This is a genomic window from Streptosporangium sp. G12, from assembly GCF_052983175.1.
The window spans coordinates 173,942-192,658 of sequence record NZ_JBRIQO010000016.1 but is presented as its reverse complement, the minus strand read 5'-3'; the positions used below and the strand labels follow the sequence as shown (position 1 = coordinate 192,658).

General features: G+C 72.6%; 15 protein-coding genes. 7 read left to right on the top strand and 8 right to left on the bottom strand.

The window, feature by feature from the left end; all coding sequences use genetic code 11:
• Positions 1 to 17: 17 nt before the first annotated feature.
• The 6 genes from pgl to tkt are packed head-to-tail and all read right to left on the bottom strand — an operon-like array spanning position 18 to position 8,271.
• Entirely contained in the window at positions 18 to 791 is a 774-nt protein-coding gene (gene pgl / locus ACVCAG_RS24750) for a 6-phosphogluconolactonase (RefSeq protein WP_440085001.1), read from the bottom strand.
• Positions 792 to 848: 57 nt separating this feature from the next.
• Positions 849 to 1,760, bottom strand: coding sequence for a glucose-6-phosphate dehydrogenase assembly protein OpcA (locus ACVCAG_RS24745; RefSeq protein WP_440066029.1), 912 nt, complete (start codon positions 1,758 to 1,760; stop codon positions 849 to 851).
• Positions 1,761 to 3,476: a glucose-6-phosphate dehydrogenase gene (zwf, locus tag ACVCAG_RS24740; RefSeq protein WP_440085000.1), complete on the bottom strand. Its 1,716-nt coding sequence runs from the start codon at positions 3,474 to 3,476 to the stop codon at positions 1,761 to 1,763.
• Positions 3,477 to 3,495: 19 nt separating this feature from the next.
• Positions 3,496 to 5,124 carry a glucose-6-phosphate isomerase gene (locus ACVCAG_RS24735; protein WP_440084999.1) on the bottom strand — a complete coding sequence of 543 codons (1,629 nt, stop codon included), beginning with the start codon at positions 5,122 to 5,124 and terminating at the stop codon, positions 3,496 to 3,498.
• 7 nt (positions 5,125 to 5,131) lie between these two features.
• The gene (tal, locus tag ACVCAG_RS24730) at positions 5,132 to 6,235 is read right to left on the bottom strand and encodes a transaldolase (protein WP_440099129.1); all 1,104 of its coding nucleotides are present in this window, start codon (positions 6,233 to 6,235) and stop codon (positions 5,132 to 5,134) included.
• 2 nt (positions 6,236 to 6,237) lie between these two features.
• A complete protein-coding gene (gene tkt, locus ACVCAG_RS24725; RefSeq protein ID WP_440085040.1) occupies positions 6,238 to 8,271 on the bottom strand; it encodes a transketolase in 2,034 nt (677 codons plus the stop codon).
• A 381-nt stretch (positions 8,272 to 8,652) separates the two neighbouring features.
• On the opposite strand from tkt, the gene ACVCAG_RS24720 reads away from it, so the two are divergent.
• Together ACVCAG_RS24720 and ACVCAG_RS24715 are read left to right on the top strand one after the other, a co-directional pair.
• The gene (locus ACVCAG_RS24720; protein WP_440066033.1) at positions 8,653 to 9,609 is read left to right on the top strand and encodes a heme o synthase; all 957 of its coding nucleotides are present in this window, start codon (positions 8,653 to 8,655) and stop codon (positions 9,607 to 9,609) included.
• 415 nt (positions 9,610 to 10,024) lie between these two features.
• Positions 10,025 to 11,284 (top strand): PrsW family glutamic-type intramembrane protease, encoded by a 1,260-nt coding sequence (locus ACVCAG_RS24715; protein WP_440084997.1) that lies wholly within the window; start codon positions 10,025 to 10,027, stop codon positions 11,282 to 11,284.
• A gap of 17 nt (positions 11,285 to 11,301) precedes the next feature.
• Here the strand turns inward: ACVCAG_RS24715 and ACVCAG_RS24710 are convergent, their stop codons facing one another.
• Together ACVCAG_RS24710 and ACVCAG_RS24705 are read right to left on the bottom strand one after the other, a co-directional pair.
• Positions 11,302 to 11,982: an ElyC/SanA/YdcF family protein gene (locus ACVCAG_RS24710; RefSeq protein WP_440084996.1), complete on the bottom strand. Its 681-nt coding sequence runs from the start codon at positions 11,980 to 11,982 to the stop codon at positions 11,302 to 11,304.
• Positions 11,983 to 12,074: 92 nt separating this feature from the next.
• Positions 12,075 to 13,070 carry a COX15/CtaA family protein gene (locus ACVCAG_RS24705; RefSeq protein WP_440084995.1) on the bottom strand — a complete coding sequence of 332 codons (996 nt, stop codon included), beginning with the start codon at positions 13,068 to 13,070 and terminating at the stop codon, positions 12,075 to 12,077.
• A 221-nt stretch (positions 13,071 to 13,291) separates the two neighbouring features.
• On the opposite strand from ACVCAG_RS24705, the gene ACVCAG_RS24700 reads away from it, so the two are divergent.
• From ACVCAG_RS24700 to ACVCAG_RS24680, 5 genes are read left to right on the top strand one after another with little or no spacing between them, the layout of a single operon-like run.
• On the top strand, positions 13,292 to 14,548 hold the full coding sequence (locus ACVCAG_RS24700) for an FAD-dependent oxidoreductase (RefSeq protein WP_440084994.1): 1,257 nt from the start codon (positions 13,292 to 13,294) through the stop codon (positions 14,546 to 14,548).
• Positions 14,549 to 14,606: 58 nt separating this feature from the next.
• On the top strand, positions 14,607 to 14,906 hold the full coding sequence (locus tag ACVCAG_RS24695) for a (2Fe-2S)-binding protein (RefSeq protein ID WP_440084993.1): 300 nt from the start codon (positions 14,607 to 14,609) through the stop codon (positions 14,904 to 14,906).
• Between the two features lie 7 nt (positions 14,907 to 14,913).
• Positions 14,914 to 16,503: an FAD-dependent oxidoreductase gene (locus tag ACVCAG_RS24690; RefSeq protein WP_447190350.1), complete on the top strand. Its 1,590-nt coding sequence runs from the start codon at positions 14,914 to 14,916 to the stop codon at positions 16,501 to 16,503.
• Between the two features lie 3 nt (positions 16,504 to 16,506).
• The gene (locus ACVCAG_RS24685) at positions 16,507 to 17,400 is read left to right on the top strand and encodes a dihydrodipicolinate synthase family protein (protein WP_440066040.1); all 894 of its coding nucleotides are present in this window, start codon (positions 16,507 to 16,509) and stop codon (positions 17,398 to 17,400) included.
• A gap of 34 nt (positions 17,401 to 17,434) precedes the next feature.
• Positions 17,435 to 18,436, top strand: a complete 1,002-nt coding sequence (locus ACVCAG_RS24680; protein WP_447190349.1) for a proline racemase family protein — start codon at positions 17,435 to 17,437, stop codon at positions 18,434 to 18,436.
• The last annotated feature ends 281 nt before the right edge of the window (positions 18,437 to 18,717 follow it).

Here is an 18,717-nt window from a genome sequence, read left to right as displayed (position 1 = left end):
GACGGCGAGAGCCGGGGTCAGGGAGAAGAGATCCGGCTCAGGCTCGAAGGGATCTTGGAGGCCGCGGCCCTGTCCAGCAGGAAGAGGGTGCGCTGACGACCCCGGGCACCGGCGGCCGGGACCTGCATGGTTCCCGAGTCCGACAGCGCCAGCCGTACCGCTCCCGCCTTCTCCTCGCCGGCGGCGATCACCCACACCTCGCGGGAGCCCTGGATGACCGGCAGCGTCAGCGAGACGCGGATGGGCGGAGGCTTGGGCGAGCCGTGCACCGCCACCACCGGGCGGGTGTCGTACAGGGCGGGCATACCGGGGAACAGCGAGGCGACGTGGCCGTCCGGGCCCATGCCCAGCATCATGAGGTCGAACGACGGGGCCGGGCCGTGGTCCTCGGGGCGCGCCGCCCGGCGCAGCTCCTCGGCGTACGCCTCGGCCGACTCCTCGGCGGTCATGCCGGAGTCGGGGCCGCGCATCACGTGGACCCGCTCGGGGTCGAGGTCGAGGTGGTCGAGCAGGGCCTTGCGGGCGCCGGTCTCGTTGCGCTCGGCGTCGCCGCTCGGCAGGAAACGCTCGTCACCCCACCAGATGTCCACCTTGCGCCAGTCGACGGCGTCCCTGGCGGGGGAGGCGGCGATCTCGGCGAGGGTGGCGATGCCGACGGTCCCGCCGGTCAGGACCAGATGGGCCGAGCCCTTGGCCGACTGGGCGTCGACGGCTCGGACGATCACCCGGGCGGCGACGGCCTTGGCGAGCACGTCGGCGTCGCGGTGGGTGATCACGGTGGGAACGCTCACGGGACTTCTCTTTCGAAAGGAGGTGCCCCGCGGCCGTGGCCGCGGGGCACTCGCGGCTCAGGACTTCTTGGTCTGGGCGAGTCGCTTGATCGCGGCCGCGTAGATCTCGTCGGGGTCCAGCCGCCGCAGCTCCTCGGCGAGCAGCTCCGACGTCGGGCGCCGGGTCAGGGCGACCCTGCGGTCCGGCTGGCCGGGACGCGACAGCGTGGCCATGCGGCCGTCGCTCCGGACGACGGTGATGTCACCCTCGGCCGAGACCAGCTTGACCGCGGTCAGGCCGGGCCCGGGGGACTCGGAGACCTTCACGGAGGCGCCGAGGCGGTCGCCGAGCCAGGCCGCCAGCAGCAGGGCGCTGGCATGACCGGACACGGCCTCCACGGTGCCCCGCTTGACCTTGCCCACCGGCTGGTCGAACGCGGCGGCCAGCAGGCTCCGCCACGTCGTCAGCCGGGTCCAGGCCAGGTCGGTGTCGCCGGGCACGTAACCACGGGCCCGGCCGGTGATCGCCTGGACCGAGTCGGCCGCCGACCGCGCGTCGATGATGCGGCGCTGGGCCAGCATGCCGATCGGGTCCTTGGAAGGAACCTCGGGACAGTCGCTGGGCCACCAGGCCACCACCGGGGTGTCGGTGAGCAGCAGCGGGCTGACCACCGAGTCGGCGTGCCTGGTCAGCTCCCCGTACAGGCGGAGCAGGATCACCTCGCCCGGGGTCGACTCACCGAACCGGATCTCGGCGTCGAGCCGGTTGGGCTCCTCCGAGTCGCGGGGGATGACGACCAGTATCCGGGAGGGGTGTTCCCTGGCCGCCTCGGTCGCCGCCCGGACCGCGTCGTACTGGTCGCTCTCGCCGCAGACCACCACCAGGGTCAGCACCATGCCGACCGCCGGGGTGCCCATCTGGTGACGCAGGTGGGTGAGCTGCGAGGAGATCTTCGAGGCGTTCGTGCCGCTGAGCATGAAACTGGTCATCTACAGCCGCCTCCAGGCACGCCCGTCACGGGCCATCATCTCGTCGGCCGAGGCCGGCCCCCACGTGCCCGCGGGATACTCCTCCGGCGGGCCCTGGGTGCTCCAGAACTCCTCGATCGGGTCGAGGATCATCCATGACAGCTCGACCTCGCGCTGGTGCGGGAAGAGCGGCGGGTCGCCGATCAGCACGTCCAGCAGCAGCCGCTCGTAGGCCTCGGGGGAGGACTCCATGAACGACTCGCCGTAGGCGAAGTCCATCGAGACGTCCCTGACCTCCATCGCGGTGCCGGGCACCTTGGAGCCGAACCGCACCGTGATGCCCTCGTCCGGCTGCACCCGGATGACCAGGGCGTTCTGCCCCAGGATCTCGGTGTCGTCCTTGCTGAACGGCAGGTGCGGCGCCCGCTGGAACACCACGGCCACCTCGGTGACCCGGCGGCCGAGCCGCTTGCCGGTGCGCAGGTAGAACGGCACCCCGGCCCAGCGCCGGTTGGCGATCTCCACCTTGATGGCGGCGTACGTCTCGGTGATCGAGTCGGGCGGGATGCCCTCCTCCTGGGTGTAGCCGATGACCGGCTCGCCGCCCTGCCAGCCGGACCCGTAGCGGCCGCGCGCGGTGGCCAGCGACAGGTCCGACGGCAGCCGCAGCGCCTTGAGGACCTTCTCCTTCTCCCTGCGCAGCGAGTCGGCCCCGAACGACGTCGGGTCCTCCATGCCGACCAGGGCCAGCAGCTGCAGCAGGTGGTTCTGGATCACGTCGCGGGCCGCGCCGATGCCGTCGTAGTAACCCGCCCGGCCGCCGATGCCGATGTCCTCGGCCATCGTGATCTGCACGTGGTCGACGTAACTGCGGTTCCAGATCGGTTCGAACAGGTTGTTGGCGAACCGCAGCGCCAGGATGTTCTGGACCGTCTCCTTGCCCAGGTAGTGGTCGATGCGGAACACCGAGCTCTCCGGGAAGACCGCGCTGGTGATCGCGTTGAGCTCCTGGGCGCTCTGCAGGTCGTGCCCGAAGGGCTTCTCGATCACCACCCGGCGCCAGGATCCGGCGGGGCCGTCGGCCAGGCCGGTCCGCTTCAGCTGCTGGACCACGACCGGGAAGAACTTCGGCGGCACCGACAGGTAGAAGCCGTAGTTGCCGCCGGTGCCCCGGGTCTGGTCGATCTCCTTGAGCATCATCGACAGCGCGTCGAACGCGCCGTCGTCGGTGAACTCGCCCCGGCAGAAGAAGATGCCCTCCGACAGCTGCTTCCAGACCTCCTCGCGGAACGGCGTCCGCGCGTGCTCCTTGACGGCGTCGTGCGCCAGCTGCGCGAAGTCCTGGTCCTTCCAGTCGCGGCGGGCGAAGCCGACCAGGGAGAAGCCGGGGGGCAGCAGCCCGCGGTTCGCCAGGTCGTAGATCGCCGGCAGCAGCTTCTTGCGCGCCAGGTCGCCGGTCACGCCGAACAGCACCAGCACGCACGGCCCCGCCACGCGCGGCAGGCGCTTGTCGCGCGGGTCGCGCAGCGGGTTGGCGTCGACCAGTGCCTCGGTGATGCCGACGGTCGCGGCGGCGGTGGCCGTGGTGGCCGTGGGCGTCACCTCCGGCGTGCCCGCCGTCGAGGCGTCCGGCGTGCCGGCGCCGGCGTCCGTCGTGCCCACGACGGCTTCCGTCGTGACGTTCTCCTCGGCGTGCCCGGTCTCCCCGGCACTCGTTCGGGAGTTCCCCTTGCTCATGCGAACCTCCAGCGGCCCATCAGACCTCCCGCGCGGCGGCGAGCAGCCGCGCGACTCCGGTGGCGCGGTCGGTCAGGTGCAGCCGTACGGTGGGACGCCCGCGGCTGGCCAGCGCGCCCTGGTCGCCCAGTGCCTGGGCGAGCTGGAGGCGGCCCAGCGTGTAGGGCTTGCCGGGGACCTCGAGGTCGTTCTCGACGGCCCCGGTGATCTGCAGGAACACCCCGTTCTGCGGGCCGCCCTTGTGGTACTGGCCGGTGGAGTGCAGGAAACGAGGGCCCCAGCCGAAGGTGACCGGGCGTTCGGTGCGGATCGCGAGCATCCCGCGCAGCGTGGCCGGGTCGGCCCCGCTCCACACGTCCGTCATCTCCTCGAACGAGGCGCCGTCGGGATACGGGGCGTCGAAGGCCGCCTCACGGTCGAGGTAGGCCATCACCGCGAGGTAACCGCGGTCGGGGATCGACTCCAGCAGCCGGGTGAGCACGTCCGACAGGTCCTTGACGTCCTCGGAGCCGGGGAACTCGCCGTACACCTCCACCGGGCCGTCGACCAGGAGCGGCGTGCCGACCGGCAGCTCGGCCCGGTCCAGCAGCTTGGCGGTGTTCTCCTTGGACTCGGCCACGTTCGGCTGATTGAACGGGTCGATGCCGAGGACGCGGCCCGCGACGGCCGTGGCGTACTCCCAGACGAGGAACTGCGCGCCCAGCGGGCCGACGACGGTCACGGCGGCGTCGGTGTCGATCCCGGCGAGCAGTTCGTCGTCGGCGTCACCCGGGTCGGCGCCCACGACGGGCAGGATGCCCTTGCCGGACTTGCCGGTGGACTCGGCGACCAGCTGCTCGATCCAGTCGGGCAGGCCGTTGATCTCCGACAGGCTGTCCTCGATCACGAGCTTGTCGCGACCGGCCGCCGCGGCGGCGCCCAGGGCGGCGCCGAGGTCGAGGCCGGGGTTGCCCTCGGTCCGCGACAGCAGCGGCGCCACCTCGGCCGCGTCGTCGAGCAGCCGCTCGACGTCGGCGCCCGCCAGCGCGCTGGGCACCAGGCCGAACGCGGTCAGGGCGCTGTAGCGGCCGCCCACGTTCGGGTCGGCCAGGATCACCTGGTAGCCCGCCTCGCGGGCGCTCAGCTCCAGGGGCGAGCCGGGGTCGGTGACGACGACGATCCTGCTCGCCGGGTCGATCCCCGCGTCGCGGAAGGCCTTCTCGTAGATCCGCCGGTGGCTGTCGGTCTCGACCGTGCCGCCGCTCTTGCTGGCGACGACCAGGATCGTGCTCTCCAGCCGGTCCTCCAGCGCGCGGCGCACCTGGCCGGGGTCGGTGGTGTCGAGCACGGTCAGGGGCACGTCGGCGGAGGCGGTGATGACCTCGGGGGCGAGGGAGGAGCCGCCCATGCCCGCCAGGACCACGTGGTCCAGGCCCTCGGCACGGGCCCGCTCCACCAGCGCGCCGATCTCGGGAAGCAGCTGCCTGCTCGTCGCCGGGAGGTTGAGCCAGCCGAGGCGGACGGCCGCCTCGGCCTGGGCCTCCTGGCCCCACAGCGTGGCGTCGCCGGAGGCCAGGGCCTGGGGAACCCCCTCGGAGACGAGCTGCCCGGCGGTCTCCCCGGCCTGCTCGGTGAGGTCGTCGTCGCCGAACGTTACGGACACTGACATATGTTCCTCACGCCTTCTTCAGCTCGGAGGAGACGGTCTCCAGCAGCTCTTTCCAGGAGGCCTCGAACTTGTCCAGGCCGTCCTCCTCCAGGAACCGCACGACGTCGTCGTAGTCGATGCCGGCCTCCTTGAGCGCGGCCATGGTGTTCCAGGCCTCCTCGTAGGAGGAGCGGACCGTGTCACCGGTGATGCCGCCGTGGTCGGCCGTCGCGTCGAGGGTCTTCTCCGGCATCGTGTTGACCGTGCCGGAGGTGACCAGCTGGTCGACGTAGAGGGTGTCGGGGTAGTCGGGGTTCTTCGTGCCGGTGGAGGCCCACAGCGGGCGCTGCGGACGGGCGCCGGCCGCGGCCAGCGCCTGCCAGCGCGAGGACTCGACGACCTCCTCGAAGGCGGCGAAGGCCAGGCGGGCGTTGGCGACGGCGGCCTTGCCCCTCAGCGCGAGGGCCTCGGGAGTGCCGATCTTGTCCAGGCGCTTGTCGATCTCGCCGTCCACCCGGCTGACGAAGAACGAGGCCACGGACTCGATGTTCGCCAGGTCCAGGCCGTTGGCCTTCGCCTGCTCCAGGCCGGTCAGCCAGGCGTCCATCACGGCGCGGTAGCGCTCCAGGGAGAAGATCAGCGTGACGTTGACGCTGATGCCCTCGGAGATCGCCTGGGTGATCGCGGGCAGGCCCTCGACGGTGGCGGGGATCTTGATGAACAGGTTGGGCCGGTCGACCAGCCACCACAGCGCGCGCGCCTCGGCGACGGTCTTGTCGGTCTCCCTGGACAGGCGAGGGTCGACCTCGATCGACACCCGGCCGTCCACCTGGCCGGTGGCGTCGTAGACCGGCCTCAGCACGTCGGCGGCCCAGCGGATGTCGTACGTGGTGATGGCCCGCACGGCCTCCTCGACGTCGACGCCGCGGATCTTCAGGTCGTGCAGCTGGCCGTCGTAGGCGTCGCCCTTGCTCAGCGCCGACGCGAAGATCGTCGGGTTGGAGGTGACGCCGACCACGTGCTTGTCGCGGATCAGGGACTGCAGGTTGCCCGTACGCAGGCGCTCGCGGCTGATGTCGTCCAGCCAGATGGAGACGCCCTGCTCGGAGAGCTTCTTCAGGATCTCACTCATGATCAGTTTCCCGTCGTCTCGCCCTTGTCGGCTCCGGTCTTGGCGAGGCTCGCCTTGGCGGCGGCGGCCACGCGCTCGGCGGTCAGGCCGAACTGTTCGTAGAGGGTCTTGTAGGGGGCCGAGGCACCGAAGTGCTCCAGGCCGACCACCACGCCCTCGTCTCCCACGAACTCCCGCCAGCCCAGCGAGATTCCCGCCTCCACCGCCACGCGGGCGCGCACCGAGGAGGGCAGCACCGTCTGCCGGTAGGCCGCGTCCTGGGCCTGGAACCACTCCACGCACGGCATCGACACGACCCGGGTGGCGATGCCCTGCGCCTCCAGGATCTCGCGGGCACCGAGGGCGATCTCGACCTCGGAGCCGGTACCGATCAGGACCACCGAGGGCTGCCCGTCGGAGGCGTCCCGCAGGACGTAGCCGCCGCGGGCGACCTTCTCCGCGTCGCCGGTGCCCTCGAAGACCGGCAGGTTCTGGCGGGTCAGCGCCAGCGCGGCCGGGCGGTCGTTGTGCTCGAGCACGACCTGCCAGGCGGCGGCCGTCTCGTTGGCGTCGGCCGGGCGGACCACGTCGAGGCCGGGGATGGCGCGCAGCGACCACAGGTGCTCGACGGGCTGGTGCGTCGGGCCGTCCTCGCCCAGGCCGATGGAGTCGTGCGTCCACACGTAGGTGACCGGCAGCCTCATCAGCGCCGCCAGCCGCACGGCCGGGCGCATATAGTCGCTGAACACCAGGAACGTGCCGCCGTACGGGCGGGTGCCGCCGTGCAGCGCGATGCCGTTGAGGATCGCCCCCATGCCGTGCTCGCGGATGCCGAAGTGCAGCGTGCGGCCGTAGGGGCCGCCGGGGAACTCCTTGGTCTGGAACTCCTCGGGAATGAAGGACGGCTCGCCCTTCATCGTGGTGTTGTTGGACTCGGCCAGGTCGGCCGAGCCGCCCCACAGCTCGGGCAGCACCGGCGCGAGGGCGCTGAGCACCTCGCCGGAGGCCTTGCGGGTGGCGACGGAGGAGCCGATCTCGAAGGACGGCAGCGCCTCGGTCCAGTCCGCCGGGAGCTTTCGCGCGGAGATGCGGTCGAACTCGGCGGCGCGCTCGGGGTTGGCCTCGCGCCAGCTCTCGTAGAGCTTGTCCCACTCGGCGCGCACGGCCCGGCCGCGCTTGACGACCTCACGGGAGTGCTCCAGGACCTCGGCGGGGACGTCGAAGCTCTTCTCGACGTCGAAGCCCATGATCTTCTTGGTCGCGGCGACCTCGTCGGCGCCCAGCGCCGAGCCGTGGATCTTGCCGGTGTTCTGCTTGTTGGGGGCGGGCCAGCCGATGATCGTGCGCAGCCGGATGAACGACGGCCTGCCGGTCTCGGCGCGAGCGGCCTCCAGCGCCTGGTGCAGCGCCTCGACGTCCTCGACGTAGTCGCCCGTCCGGGTCCAGTCGACGGTCTGGGTGTGCCAGCCGTACGCCTCGTAGCGCGCGACGACGTCCTCGCTCAGCGCGATCTGGGTGTCGTCCTCGATCGAGATGTGGTTGCTGTCGAAGACGACGGTGAGGTTGCCCAGCCGCTGGTGGGCCGCGAGGGCGCTCACCTCGTGGCTGATGCCCTCCTCGATGTCGCCCTCGGAGGCGATGCACCAGATGTTGTGGTCGAACGGGCTCGCGCCCGGGGCGGCGTCCGGGTCGAACAGGCCGCGCTCGCGGCGGGCGGCCATCGCCATGCCGACCGCGTTGCCGATTCCTTGGCCGAGCGGGCCGGTGGTGGTCTCGACGCCGACGGTGTGGCCGTGCTCGGGGTGGGCCGGGGTCAGGCTCTCCCACTGGCGCAGCCCCTTGAGGTCGTCCAGGCTGAGGCCGTACCCCGACAGGAAGAGCTGGATGTAGAGGGTCAGGCTGCTGTGACCCGCGGAAAGGACGAACCGGTCACGGCCCGCCCACGAGGGATCTGACGGGTCGTGCCGCATCACCTGCTGGAACAGCAGGTACGCAGCCGGCGCCAGGCTCATCGCGGTGCCGGGGTGACCCGATCCCGCCTTCTCTACCGCGTCCATGGCCAGGGCCCGTACGACGTCGACCGCGCGGCGGTCCAGGTCGCTCCATTCGAGGGCTGGCACGAGTTCACTGCTCAAGTGCTCGATCTCCGGATCTAATCGTCTGATTGGCGGCGCCGGTCTGGTATTTCCCGCCCACACCGGACCCTAACGGTTTCGACCTGGCCACCGTGGCGCAGGCCTACCCGGGGCGGGTCCGCGGGATCCGCAGGCGGCGCGCCTCCCGGATGGGAGCCCCCTCGCGCCGCTTCCGCACCCCGTGCCGGGACCGGCCCCCCCTGCAACTACAGTGAGTCCTCAAGGCTGGCTGGTGCCCGCATTCACGGATCCGCTCTAATCAGAGGTTACGCGTTGACCCCGCACGTGCTGGAAGCGCCTTAGATGGTGCTCACCGACAAGCAATCGACGGCCCCGCCCGAGGGGGGCACGACGGTCCCCGAGGCCGCGCCGCGCTCCTTCGGCGACGTCGTGAAGGCGTACGTCGCCCTCACGAAGCCGCGGATCATCGAGCTGCTGCTGATCACGACGCTGCCGGTGATGTTCCTGGCGGCCAAAGGCCTGCCGCCGCTGTGGATCGCCGTCAACACGCTGGTGTTCGGCACCCTGTCGGCCGGCAGCGCGAACGCGCTGAACTGCTACATCGACCGTGACATCGACGCGGCCATGCGCCGCACCCGGCGCCGCCCGCTCGCCCGCGACCTGGTGCCGCCGACGAACGCGCTGATCTTCGGGATCATCCTCGGTGTGTTGTCCACTCTTGGACTCGGCTTGACGGTGAATTGGCTCGCCGCGGGCCTGTCGCTGGGCGCGAACCTGTTCTACGTGCTCGTCTACTCGATGATCCTCAAGCGGCGGACCTCGCAGAACGTGGTGTGGGGCGGCATCGCCGGCTGCATGCCGGTGCTGATCGGCTGGGCGGGCGTCACCGGCAGCCTCGACTGGGCCCCCGTGGTGCTCTTCGGCGTGGTGTTCTTCTGGACGCCCCCGCACACCTGGACCCTCGCGATGCGCTACAAGGAGGACTACGCGGCGGCGAAGGTCCCGATGCTTCCTGTGGTGGCCACCGAGCGCCGCGTGGTGCTGGAGAGCATCGTCTACACCTGGGCCACGGTGTTCTGCTCGCTGCTGCTGTGGCCGATCGCCGGGACCACGCTCCTCTACCCCGCCGTGGCCGCCGTCCTGGGCGCGGCCTGCCTGTGGGAGGTCCACCGCCTCCTCGGCCGGGTCAACGCGGGCAAGACCGGTGTCGACCTGCGCCCGATGCGCTTCTTCCACTGGTCCAACGCCTACCTGGCGCTGCTGTTCCTGGCCGTCGCCATCGACTCGATGTTCGTCTGATGTCCGCCTGACGCTCATCCGACATCCGTCTGAGTCATCTCACACGTACGTTCTCCTCCGGTGCGCCCGTTTCCGCGCCCCGGCCACGGGGGAGACGTCTCCCGGGGGGAAGACGTTTTCTTGACCGGCCCGGGGCGGGCCTGGTCGTGGGGAGGGTGATTCGTGGTCTTCGGGAAACCCTGGGAGCCGGATTCCGGCTCCGGCCGCGGGGGCGGCCCATCACTCGGTACGCTCCCGGGATTCGCGGCGGTCGGACGGTTTCGCCGGATTCGCGGGGTTCGCAGGGTCGTCGGCGGGGCGTGCCCGTGCTCCGACGGCAGGAAGCGGTCCGGTATCGGCGCGGGGTTCGTCAACCTTCGGGCGGTAATCTCCCGGTTTGAGCCGTGGGGCGAGCGCCAGCGGTTACGGTGGCCACATGGCCGGCCATGACCCCCGCTGGGTGCTCAGGGACCGTCCGTCGGTCACGCTGATCGTCGGGCTCGTCCTGGCGGGACTGTGCGCCCTGGTGTCGTTCTCCTTCGACGTGCTGAACGGCGACCCGGTCTACTTCTTCATCGCCCTGGGCCTCGCGCTGGCACCCGTCCCGGTGCTGCTGGCCGCGGTGCTGGCGCTCGACCGCATCGAGCCCGAGCCGCGCGCCAACCTGCTCTTCGCGTTCGCCTGGGGCGCGGGCGTGGCGGTCCTGGTCGCCGGGGTGATCAACTCCTTCAACCTGATCTACGTCGAGAACACCGTCCGGCTGGGCTACGACTACGCGCGCAACCTCACCGCCACGTTCGGCGCCCCGGTGGTCGAGGAGACGATGAAGGGCCTGGTCCTGCTGGGCCTGCTCAGGTTCAAACGCGCCGAGCTGGACGGGCCCACCGACGGCATCATCTACGCCAGCATGGTCGGCCTCGGCTTCGCCATGAGCGAGAACGTCAGCTACTACGTGGCCGCGCTCGACGAGCTGGGCGCGCAGGGCCTGGCGGTGACCGTCGTGCTGCGCGGGATCCTCTCGCCGTTCGCGCACCCGCTGTTCACCTCCATGATCGGTGTCGCGGTGGCCTACGCGGCGCAGCGCCGGGGACCGGGGCGGATCTTCGTCATCGCCGCCGGGTGGATCGGCGCGATGCTGCTGCACGGCATCTGGAACGGCTTCGCCTCCTACGTCGGCATCGGCGGCCTGGCCATCGCCTACCTGCTGCTGATGGCCGTGCTGTTCGCGCTGATCTGGATCATCTTCCGCGACCGCAAGCGCATCATCGGGCTCATCCAGACCTACCTGCCCGCCTACTGGGCGACGGGGCTGGTCTCCTCGGGCGACGTGGCGATGCTCTCCTCCCTGCCCAGCCGCCGCCAGGCCCGGCAGTGGGCCAGGAACCACGGGGGCAGGACGGCCCTGCGGGCGATGAGCGACTACCAGCTCGCGGCCACCGAGCTCGGCCTGCTCCACGAGCGGGCCAGGGGCCACGTGATCGACGAGCGCACGTTCAACGAGGAGCAGCGGGCGCTGCTGGAGTGCATGGCCGGTGCCCGCGCCCGGTTTCCCGCGTCGCCCGCGGCCGGGAGCGCCACTGCGGGCCACACCTCCGGCGGCCCCGGCGGCGCGGGCGCTTCCCCCCATCCGCAGGGCGGCTCCGCCGGTCACCCCGGTCCCGGTCACCCGCCGCAGGGCGGGGCGTTCCGCCTGTAGGGCGTCCTGCCCGGGGTTCACCCCCGCCGGAGCGCGGTCTCCAGGGTGGTCTCGCGTGGCCCGGGGAAAACGGGGGGCGAGTCGAGGAGCACGGAGTCGACGAGACCTTTCGCCGAGGCGAGGAACTCACGGGCGGCGAGGCCGTAGGTGGACACCCACCGCTTGGACGAGTCGTCGCCCACGCCGAAGGTGTCCAGGCCCGCCGTGCGGCACAGGGTGACCGCCCTGGGCAGATGGAACACCTGGGTGACCACGGTGATCTTGGTGGCGCCGAACACGGTACGGGCCCGCACGCACGAGTCCCAGGTGTCGAAGCCCGCGTAGTCCAGGACCAGCGCCCCGGCCGGTACGCCGCTCGCCAGCAGGTAGTCGCGCATCACGGTCGGCTCGTCGTACTCCCTGCGGCTGTTGTCCCCGGAGAGCAGGATCGCCTCGACCCTGCCCGCCCGGTAGAGCTGCGCGGAGATGTCCAGGCGTCTGGCCAGCATCGGGGAGGGGACGCCCCCGACGACGCCCGCCCCCAGCACCAGCGCCACCGGGGCCTCGGGAACCCCGGCCACCCAGCCGGGGGAGGAGTCGGCGACCGCTCGGTGGCCGGAGCTGGACAGCCAGGCCCAGGTGATCGGGGCGACGGCCAGGACGCTCAGCAGCACGACGCCCTGGTAGCAACGCCGCATGATCGTGCGTGACGACGACATCCGATCATTGTCCTGCCGTACCGGGACCACGTCGAGTGCGGACGGCTTCCGGAGGCGTGCGGACGGCGTCCGGGCGGTGCGCGGACGGGGGTTCAGACGCGGACGGTGTCGCGTTCGCCGGTGACCGCCTCCGGGACGTCGCGCGGCCCGCGCGGGCCGGTCGCGAACAGCACCCGCAGCGCGCAGAGCCAGACCAGGGTCGCGCCGAGCACGTGCAGGTTGACCAGGGCCGCGGGCACGCCCAGGAAGTACTGGACGTATCCGACGACCCCCTGCGCCGCCTCCACGCCCAGCAACGTCCACGAGGCCCGCCGGGCGTACCCGGGCGCGTCGGTGATGTGCAGCGCGAACGCCAGCGCGAAGGTGAGGCCGACCACCACGTAGGCGACGTCGGCGTGGATCCTCGCCACGGTCTCGATGTCGAAGCCGAACCGGGAGGCCATCTCGTCCCCGGAGTGCGGCCCGGTGCCGGTCACCACCACGCCCACGACGAGCAGGACGAACACGGCGGCGACGAGCGCGAAGGCGAGCGTGCGGACGTGGCGGTGGACCGGCTGCCGGGACACGCTCTCGCTCCGGCCCTGACCGGCACGGGCGTACAGCGCGTACGCCGCGGCGATCATGCCGACGGAGACCAGGAAGTGCACGCTCACGGTCACCGGGTTGAGCGCGCTGCGCACGACCAGGCCGCCCCAGAGCCCCTGGAAGGCCACGCCGATCGGCTGCAGCCAGGCCAGCCTGACCAGGTCGGGGCGGCGGGCCGGCAGCCGCAGGGCGGCGATCAGGCAGGCCACGCCGACGGCCAGCACCAGGAAGGTCAGCATCCGGTTGCCGAACTCGATCGCCATGTTCACCGGGGAGATCTCGGCGTGGGCCACCGGGGTGAAGCTCTCCGGCGTGCACCGGGGCCAGGTGGGGCAGCCCAGGCCCGACCCGCTGACCCGTACCGCGGCGCCCGTCACCGTGATCCCGATGTTGACGACGACCGCCGCCAGCGCCCAGCGGCGCAGCGTGAGGAGGGTCGGCGGCCCCACGATCCGCGCCGACTTCGCGGCATGCCGGCGGGTCCGGTCAAGGAGGTGGTTCACGGCTCACATGCTAGGTGGCGAGGTGCGCGGTCCCGCCGCGGACCCCGGGTACCGGCCGCCGGCGCGGGCCGCCTGTGGCGGGGCGGCGTGCCGTCCGGGCCGGTGGGTAGGGGTGCGCGTGGGCCGACGGCACGCCTGCGATGCCCGTTTTGGTGCATTGATCCGATAGAGGGTATGTGACATAGTACTGGCGAGTCCGAGGCGCGGGAGCGAGGTGGGACATGCCGGACGTCGTGGTCATCGGCGCCGGAGTCGTCGGTGCCGCCTGCGCCTACTACGCCGCCCGCGCGGGACTGGACGTGGTGGTCGTCGACCGGGGCGCGGTGGCGGGCGGCACGACGGGTGCGGGTGAGGGCAACATCCTGGTCTCCGACAAGGAACCGGGACCCGAGCTCGACCTGGCGCTGCTCTCCAACCGGCTCTGGCGAGACCTGGCCGGGGGCGATGACGGTGCGAAGGGTGAGGCGCAGGGCGAGCCCGCCGGTGGGCCCGGCGCCGAAGCCGGAGCGGGGCGCGCCGGAGGGTCCGCGGCGGGCGGCGAGGGGTCCGAGCCGGACGGGGGGTTCGAGTTCGAGGCCAAGGGCGGCCTGGTGGTCGCCGAGACGGACGAGATCCTGGCGGCGCTCACCGGCCTGGCGGCGAAGCAGGGCGTCGAGCACGTCGCCGTCGCCCCCGGGGAACTCGGCGACTACGAGCCCCACCTGGCGAAAGGGCTCGCCGGAGGCGTGTTCTACCCGCAGGACGCCCAGGTCCAGCCCATGCTGGCGGCGGCCAGGCTCATCCGGAGGGGCGCCGAGCGGTTCGGCCGCGGCGCCCTGATGCTGCGGACCGGCGTCACGGTGACCGGCTTCGTCCGTGCCGGCGGCCGGGTCACCGGCGTCACCACCGACCACGGCGACATCCTCGCCGGAGCCGTCGTCAACGCCGCGGGCACCTGGGGCGGCGAGATCGCCGCGCTGGCCGGTGTGCGCGTCCCGATCCTGCCCAGGCGCGGCTTCATCCTGGTCACCGAGCCTCTCGCCGGGCCGCTCATCAGGCACAAGGTCTACACCGCCGCCTACGTCACCGCGGTGGCCAGCGACTCGGAGGGACTGGAGACGTCCGCCGTCGTGGAGAGCACCCCGTCGGGGCCGGTGCTCATCGGCGCCAGCCGCGAGCGGGTCGGCTTCGACCGCACGGTCTCCGTCCCGGTGCTCGAACGTCTCGCCCGCCAGGCCGTGGAGCTGTTCCCCGCTCTGGCGGCGTACCGGGCGATCCGCGCCTACTGCGGTTTCCGCCCCTACTGCCCGGACCACCTTCCGGTGATCGGGGAGGACCCCCGGGCACCCGGGCTCTACCACGCCTGCGGCCACGAGGGGGCGGGCATCGGCCTGGCCCCGGCCACCGGCCACCTGATCGCCCAGCTCCTGGCCGGGCTCCGCCCCGACCTGGACCTCGCCCCCTTCCGCCCGGACCGCTTCGCCAAGGAGGCGTCTTGACCTTCTCACGGAGCCGGAACCGGAACCGGAGCCGGGGTCCTTTCGCCGGAGGTGCCCGATGAGGGATCCGTACCGCCTGGTGAGGGCGCGGCCCGAGCCGGGGTTCGAGATCAGCGTGGACGGCACCCCCGTCCCGGTGGTCCCCGGCCAGACCGTCGGCGCCGCCATGCACGGCGCGGGCGTCCGTTCCTGGCGCACCACCCGTTTCGGCGGGCGCCCGCGCGGGCTGTTCTGCGGCATCGGGGTCTGTTTCGACTGCCTGGTCACGGTGAACGGGACCCCGTCCCTGCGCGCCTGCCTGACCGAGGCCCTCCCGGGAGACCTGGTGACCACCGGCGACGACGAGGGGGAGGGGTGAGCGGCCGATGACGCGGATCCACGACCTCGCCGTCGTCGGCGCGGGCCCCGCGGGGGTCGCGGGCGCGCTCACCGCCGCCCTGTCCGGGCTGGACGTCGTGCTGATCGACGGGGCCGCCAGGCCGGGCGGCCAGTACTTCCGGCACCCCGCCGAGGGTTTCCGCGCCGCGCGGCCCGGCGCGCTCCACCACGGGCTCGACCGGTTCACCCGCCAGTGGGAGACGCTCCGCGAGCGCGCCGAGGTGCTCCTGCGCCACCGGGTCTGGGCGGTCGAGCGCGCGGACGGGGCGATCACCGTACGGTGCCTGGAGGGAGACCGTGAGGAGCGGCCCCGCGCGGTGACCGCGCGCGGGCTGCTGATCGCCACCGGCGCGCACGACAGGCCGCTGCCGTTCCCCGGCTGGGACCTGCCGGGGGTGCTCACCGCGGGCGGCGCGCAGGCGCTGCTCAAGGGCGACCTGGTCCTCGCGGGAAGCAGGGTCGTGGTCGCCGGCACCGGCCCGTTCCTGCTCCCCGTCGCCGCGGGCCTGGCCGACGCGGGGGCCCGGGTGCTCGGCGTCCACGAGGCCGGCGGCGGGTTCGGGCTCGCCAGGCACCCGCTGGTCGCCGCGGGCCGGGCCGGGGAGGCCCTCGGGTACGGAGCGCGCCTGGCCCGCCACCGGATCCCGTACCACCGCCGCGAGGCGGTGGTCGCCGCGCACGGCGACACCGCGCTGACCCACGTCACCGTGGCGAGCCTGGACGGGGACTGGCGGCCGGTCTCGACGAGGACCGTCGAGTGCGACACCCTCGCCTTCGGCTACGGATTCGTCCCCCAGCTCGACCTGCCGGTCCAGCTGGGCTGCGACACCCGCCGCGACCCCGACGGCAGCCCGGTCGTCGCGGTCGACGCGGGCATGCGCACCAGCGTGCCCGGCGTCTACGCGGCTGGGGAGTCCACCGGCGTCGGCGGGGCCGCGCTCGCCGAGGTGGAGGGCCGCATCGCGGGCCGGTCCGCCGCCGCGGACCTGGGCCGCCCCGTGCCGCCGGACCCGGCCCTGTCCCGGCGCAGGGACCGGCTCGCCGCCTTCGCCCGCGCCCTGCAGGAGGCCTACCCGGTACGACCGGGCTGGCGGGAGTGGCTGCGCGACGACACGCTCGTCTGCCGCTGCGAGGAGGTGCCCCTGTCGGCCGTACGGGAGGCCCAGGCCATGGGGGCCGTCGACGCGCGTTCCGTCAAGCTCCTGGCCCGCCCGGGGATGGGGTGGTGCCAGGGCAGGATGTGCGGCTACGCGGTCGCGTGCCTCGTCGGGGAGGACCCCGCGCCGCCCCGGCGCCCGATCGCCCAGCCCGTCAGGCTCGGCGACCTCGCCGCGCGCCCGCCGTCCTCCCCGGAACGGCGGGAGAACCGCCCGGCGACGGGACGGCCGGAAACCCTCCTGGACCTGGACCTCGACATGGAGCTGGACCTGGACCTGGGGCCGGACCCGGACCCGGAACCGGATCGGCCGGAAACCTCCCCTGAGCCGGGCGGGCCGGAGCCTCACCCGCGCCGGGACCGTACGGGATCTCCCCCGGACCCGGACCCGTACCGGCTGGAAAACCCTTCGGAAGGATGAACCATGACGACCCCCGTGAAGCCCTGGCACGGTGTGACCGTGGCCACCGCTCTGCCCCTGGGCGCGGATCTCTCCGTCGACCTGGACGGCTACGCCGAGCACTGCCGGTGGCTGGTCGCCTCCGGGTGCGACGGCGTCGTGCCGAACGGGTCGCTGGGCGAGTACCAGACGCTGACCCCCGAGGAGCGGGCCTCGGTCGTGGAGACCGCGGTCGCCGCCGTCGGCGGTGCCCGCGTCATGCCGGGGGTCGCCGCCTACGGCGCCCTGGAGGCCCGGCGCTGGGCCGAGCAGGCCGCCGAGGCCGGGTGCCGCGCGGTGATGCTGCTCCCGCCGAACGCCTACCGCGCCGACGACAGGACCGTGGTGGAGCACTACCGGGAGGTGGCCAGGGCCGGCCTGCCGGTGGTGGCCTACAACAACCCCTTCGACACCCGGGTGGACCTCACCCCCCGGCTGCTGGCCACCCTCCACGCCGAGGGGCTGATCGTGGGGGTCAAGGAGTTCAGCGGAGACGTCCGCCGCATCTACGAGATCGCCGAACTCGCCCCCGGGCTGGACGTGCTGGCCGGGGCCGACGACGTGCTGCTGGAGCTGGTCACCGCCGGGGCGGTCGGCTGGGTGGCCGGATTCCCCAACGCGCTGCCCGAGTCGACCGTGGCCCTGTACCGCGCGGCCGCCGCGGGGGACACGGCCACCGCGCTGCCGCTCTACCGCGCGCTGCACCCGCTGCTTCGCTGGGACTCCAGGCCGGTGTTCGTCCAGGCCATCAAGCTCTCCATGGACCTGGCCGGGCGCAACGGCGGCCCGTGCCGCCCGCCCAGGCTCGGCCTCGCCCCCGAGCAGGAGGCCGCCGTACGCGCCGCCACGGAGAAGGCCCTGGCCGAGGGCCTGCGGTAGATCCACCCCTTACCCTTCCCCGTGAGGAGAGTCGATGAGAACGAAGAGGGTCTTCCACGCGGTGGACTCCCACACCGAGGGCATGCCCACCCGGGTGATCACCGGGGGGTTGGGGGTCATCCCCGGCTCCACCATGGCCGAGCGGCGTGAGCACTTCCTGGCCGAGATGGACCACGTCCGCACCCTGCTCATGTACGAGCCGCGCGGCCACTCGGCGATGAGCGGGGCCATCCTGCAACCGCCCACCCGGCCCGACGCCGACTACGGCGTGCTCTTCATCGAGGTCTCCGGCTGCCTGCCCATGTGCGGGCACGGCACCATCGGCGTCGCCACGGTCCTCGTCGAGACCGGAATGGTCGAGGTCGCCGAGCCGGTCACCACCATCCGGCTGGACACCCCCGCGGGCCTGGTCGTCGCCGAGGTCCGGGTCGAGGACGGCGCCGCCGCGGAGGTGACCATCACCAACGTGCCGTCCTTCAGCGCCGGGCTGGACCGCGTGGTCAAGGTTCCCGGGGCCGGGGAGGTCGTCTACGACCTCGCCTACGGCGGCAACTACTACGCGATCCTGCCGATCGAGTCGGTGGGCCTGCCGTTCGAGCGGTCGCACAAGCAGGCGATCCTCGACGCCGGTCTGGCGATCATGGGGGCGATCAACGAGCAGGACGAGCCCGTCCATCCGCTGGACCCCGGCATCCGGGGCTGCCACCACGTGCAGTTCACCGCGCCCGGTTCCGGCGCCCGGCACTCGCGGCACGCGATGGCGATCCATCCCGGCTGGTTCGACCGCTCGCCGTGCGGCACCGGTACCAGCGCCCGGATGGCCCAGCTGCACGCCAGGGGCGAGCTTCCGCTGGACACCGCCTTCGTGAACGAGTCGTTCATCGGTACCCGCTTCGTCGGGCGGCTCACGGAGGAGACGGAGGTGGGGGGCCTGCCCGCGGTGGTTCCGGCCATCACCGGGCGGGCGTGGGTCACCGGCACCGCCCAGTACTTCCTCGACCCCCGCGATCCGTTCCCCGGAGGCTTCCTTCTCTGACGCCCTCTAATGGGAGATACCGGCCGCCGGGCCGCCGATCGCCCGGTTTCCGGCCGAGCGGCCGGGACCGTTTCCCGCGCGGGCCCGCGACCGCAACCCCGGCACCGGAAAACCCCCGCGGGAGGCCGGTCCCGGCGCCCTCGGCCCCTCTCCGAGCTGCGAACACGCCGCCCTCCCCGGGGGTGATCCCCGGCGGGCCGCGGCACATGGGGAAACGGCGTCTTAACGCTAACGGTCTTGTTTCGGCCCTTGACGTGCACCGGCGTTGCGCGTGCAATATC

Excerpts from the sequence above, each read along its gene's own strand:
- ACVCAG_RS24745 (WP_440066029.1), bottom strand. The coding sequence starts at position 1,760 with ATGACCAGTTTCATGCTCAGCGGCACGAACGCCTCGAAGATCTCCTCG.
- zwf (WP_440085000.1), bottom strand. The coding sequence starts at position 3,476 with ATGAGCAAGGGGAACTCCCGAACGAGTGCCGGGGAGACCGGGCACGCC.
- ACVCAG_RS24735 (WP_440084999.1), bottom strand. The coding sequence starts at position 5,124 with ATGTCAGTGTCCGTAACGTTCGGCGACGACGACCTCACCGAGCAGGCC.
- tal (WP_440099129.1), bottom strand. The coding sequence starts at position 6,235 with ATGAGTGAGATCCTGAAGAAGCTCTCCGAGCAGGGCGTCTCCATCTGG.
- tkt (WP_440085040.1), bottom strand. The coding sequence starts at position 8,271 with ATGGACGCGGTAGAGAAGGCGGGATCGGGTCACCCCGGCACCGCGATG.
- ACVCAG_RS24720 (WP_440066033.1), top strand. The coding sequence starts at position 8,653 with ATGGTGCTCACCGACAAGCAATCGACGGCCCCGCCCGAGGGGGGCACG.
- ACVCAG_RS24715 (WP_440084997.1), top strand. The coding sequence starts at position 10,025 with ATGGCCGGCCATGACCCCCGCTGGGTGCTCAGGGACCGTCCGTCGGTC.
- ACVCAG_RS24710 (WP_440084996.1), bottom strand. The coding sequence starts at position 11,982 with ATGTCGTCGTCACGCACGATCATGCGGCGTTGCTACCAGGGCGTCGTG.
- ACVCAG_RS24700 (WP_440084994.1), top strand. The coding sequence starts at position 13,292 with ATGCCGGACGTCGTGGTCATCGGCGCCGGAGTCGTCGGTGCCGCCTGC.
- ACVCAG_RS24695 (WP_440084993.1), top strand. The coding sequence starts at position 14,607 with ATGAGGGATCCGTACCGCCTGGTGAGGGCGCGGCCCGAGCCGGGGTTC.
- ACVCAG_RS24690 (WP_447190350.1), top strand. The coding sequence starts at position 14,914 with ATGACGCGGATCCACGACCTCGCCGTCGTCGGCGCGGGCCCCGCGGGG.
- ACVCAG_RS24685 (WP_440066040.1), top strand. The coding sequence starts at position 16,507 with ATGACGACCCCCGTGAAGCCCTGGCACGGTGTGACCGTGGCCACCGCT.
- ACVCAG_RS24680 (WP_447190349.1), top strand. The coding sequence starts at position 17,435 with ATGAGAACGAAGAGGGTCTTCCACGCGGTGGACTCCCACACCGAGGGC.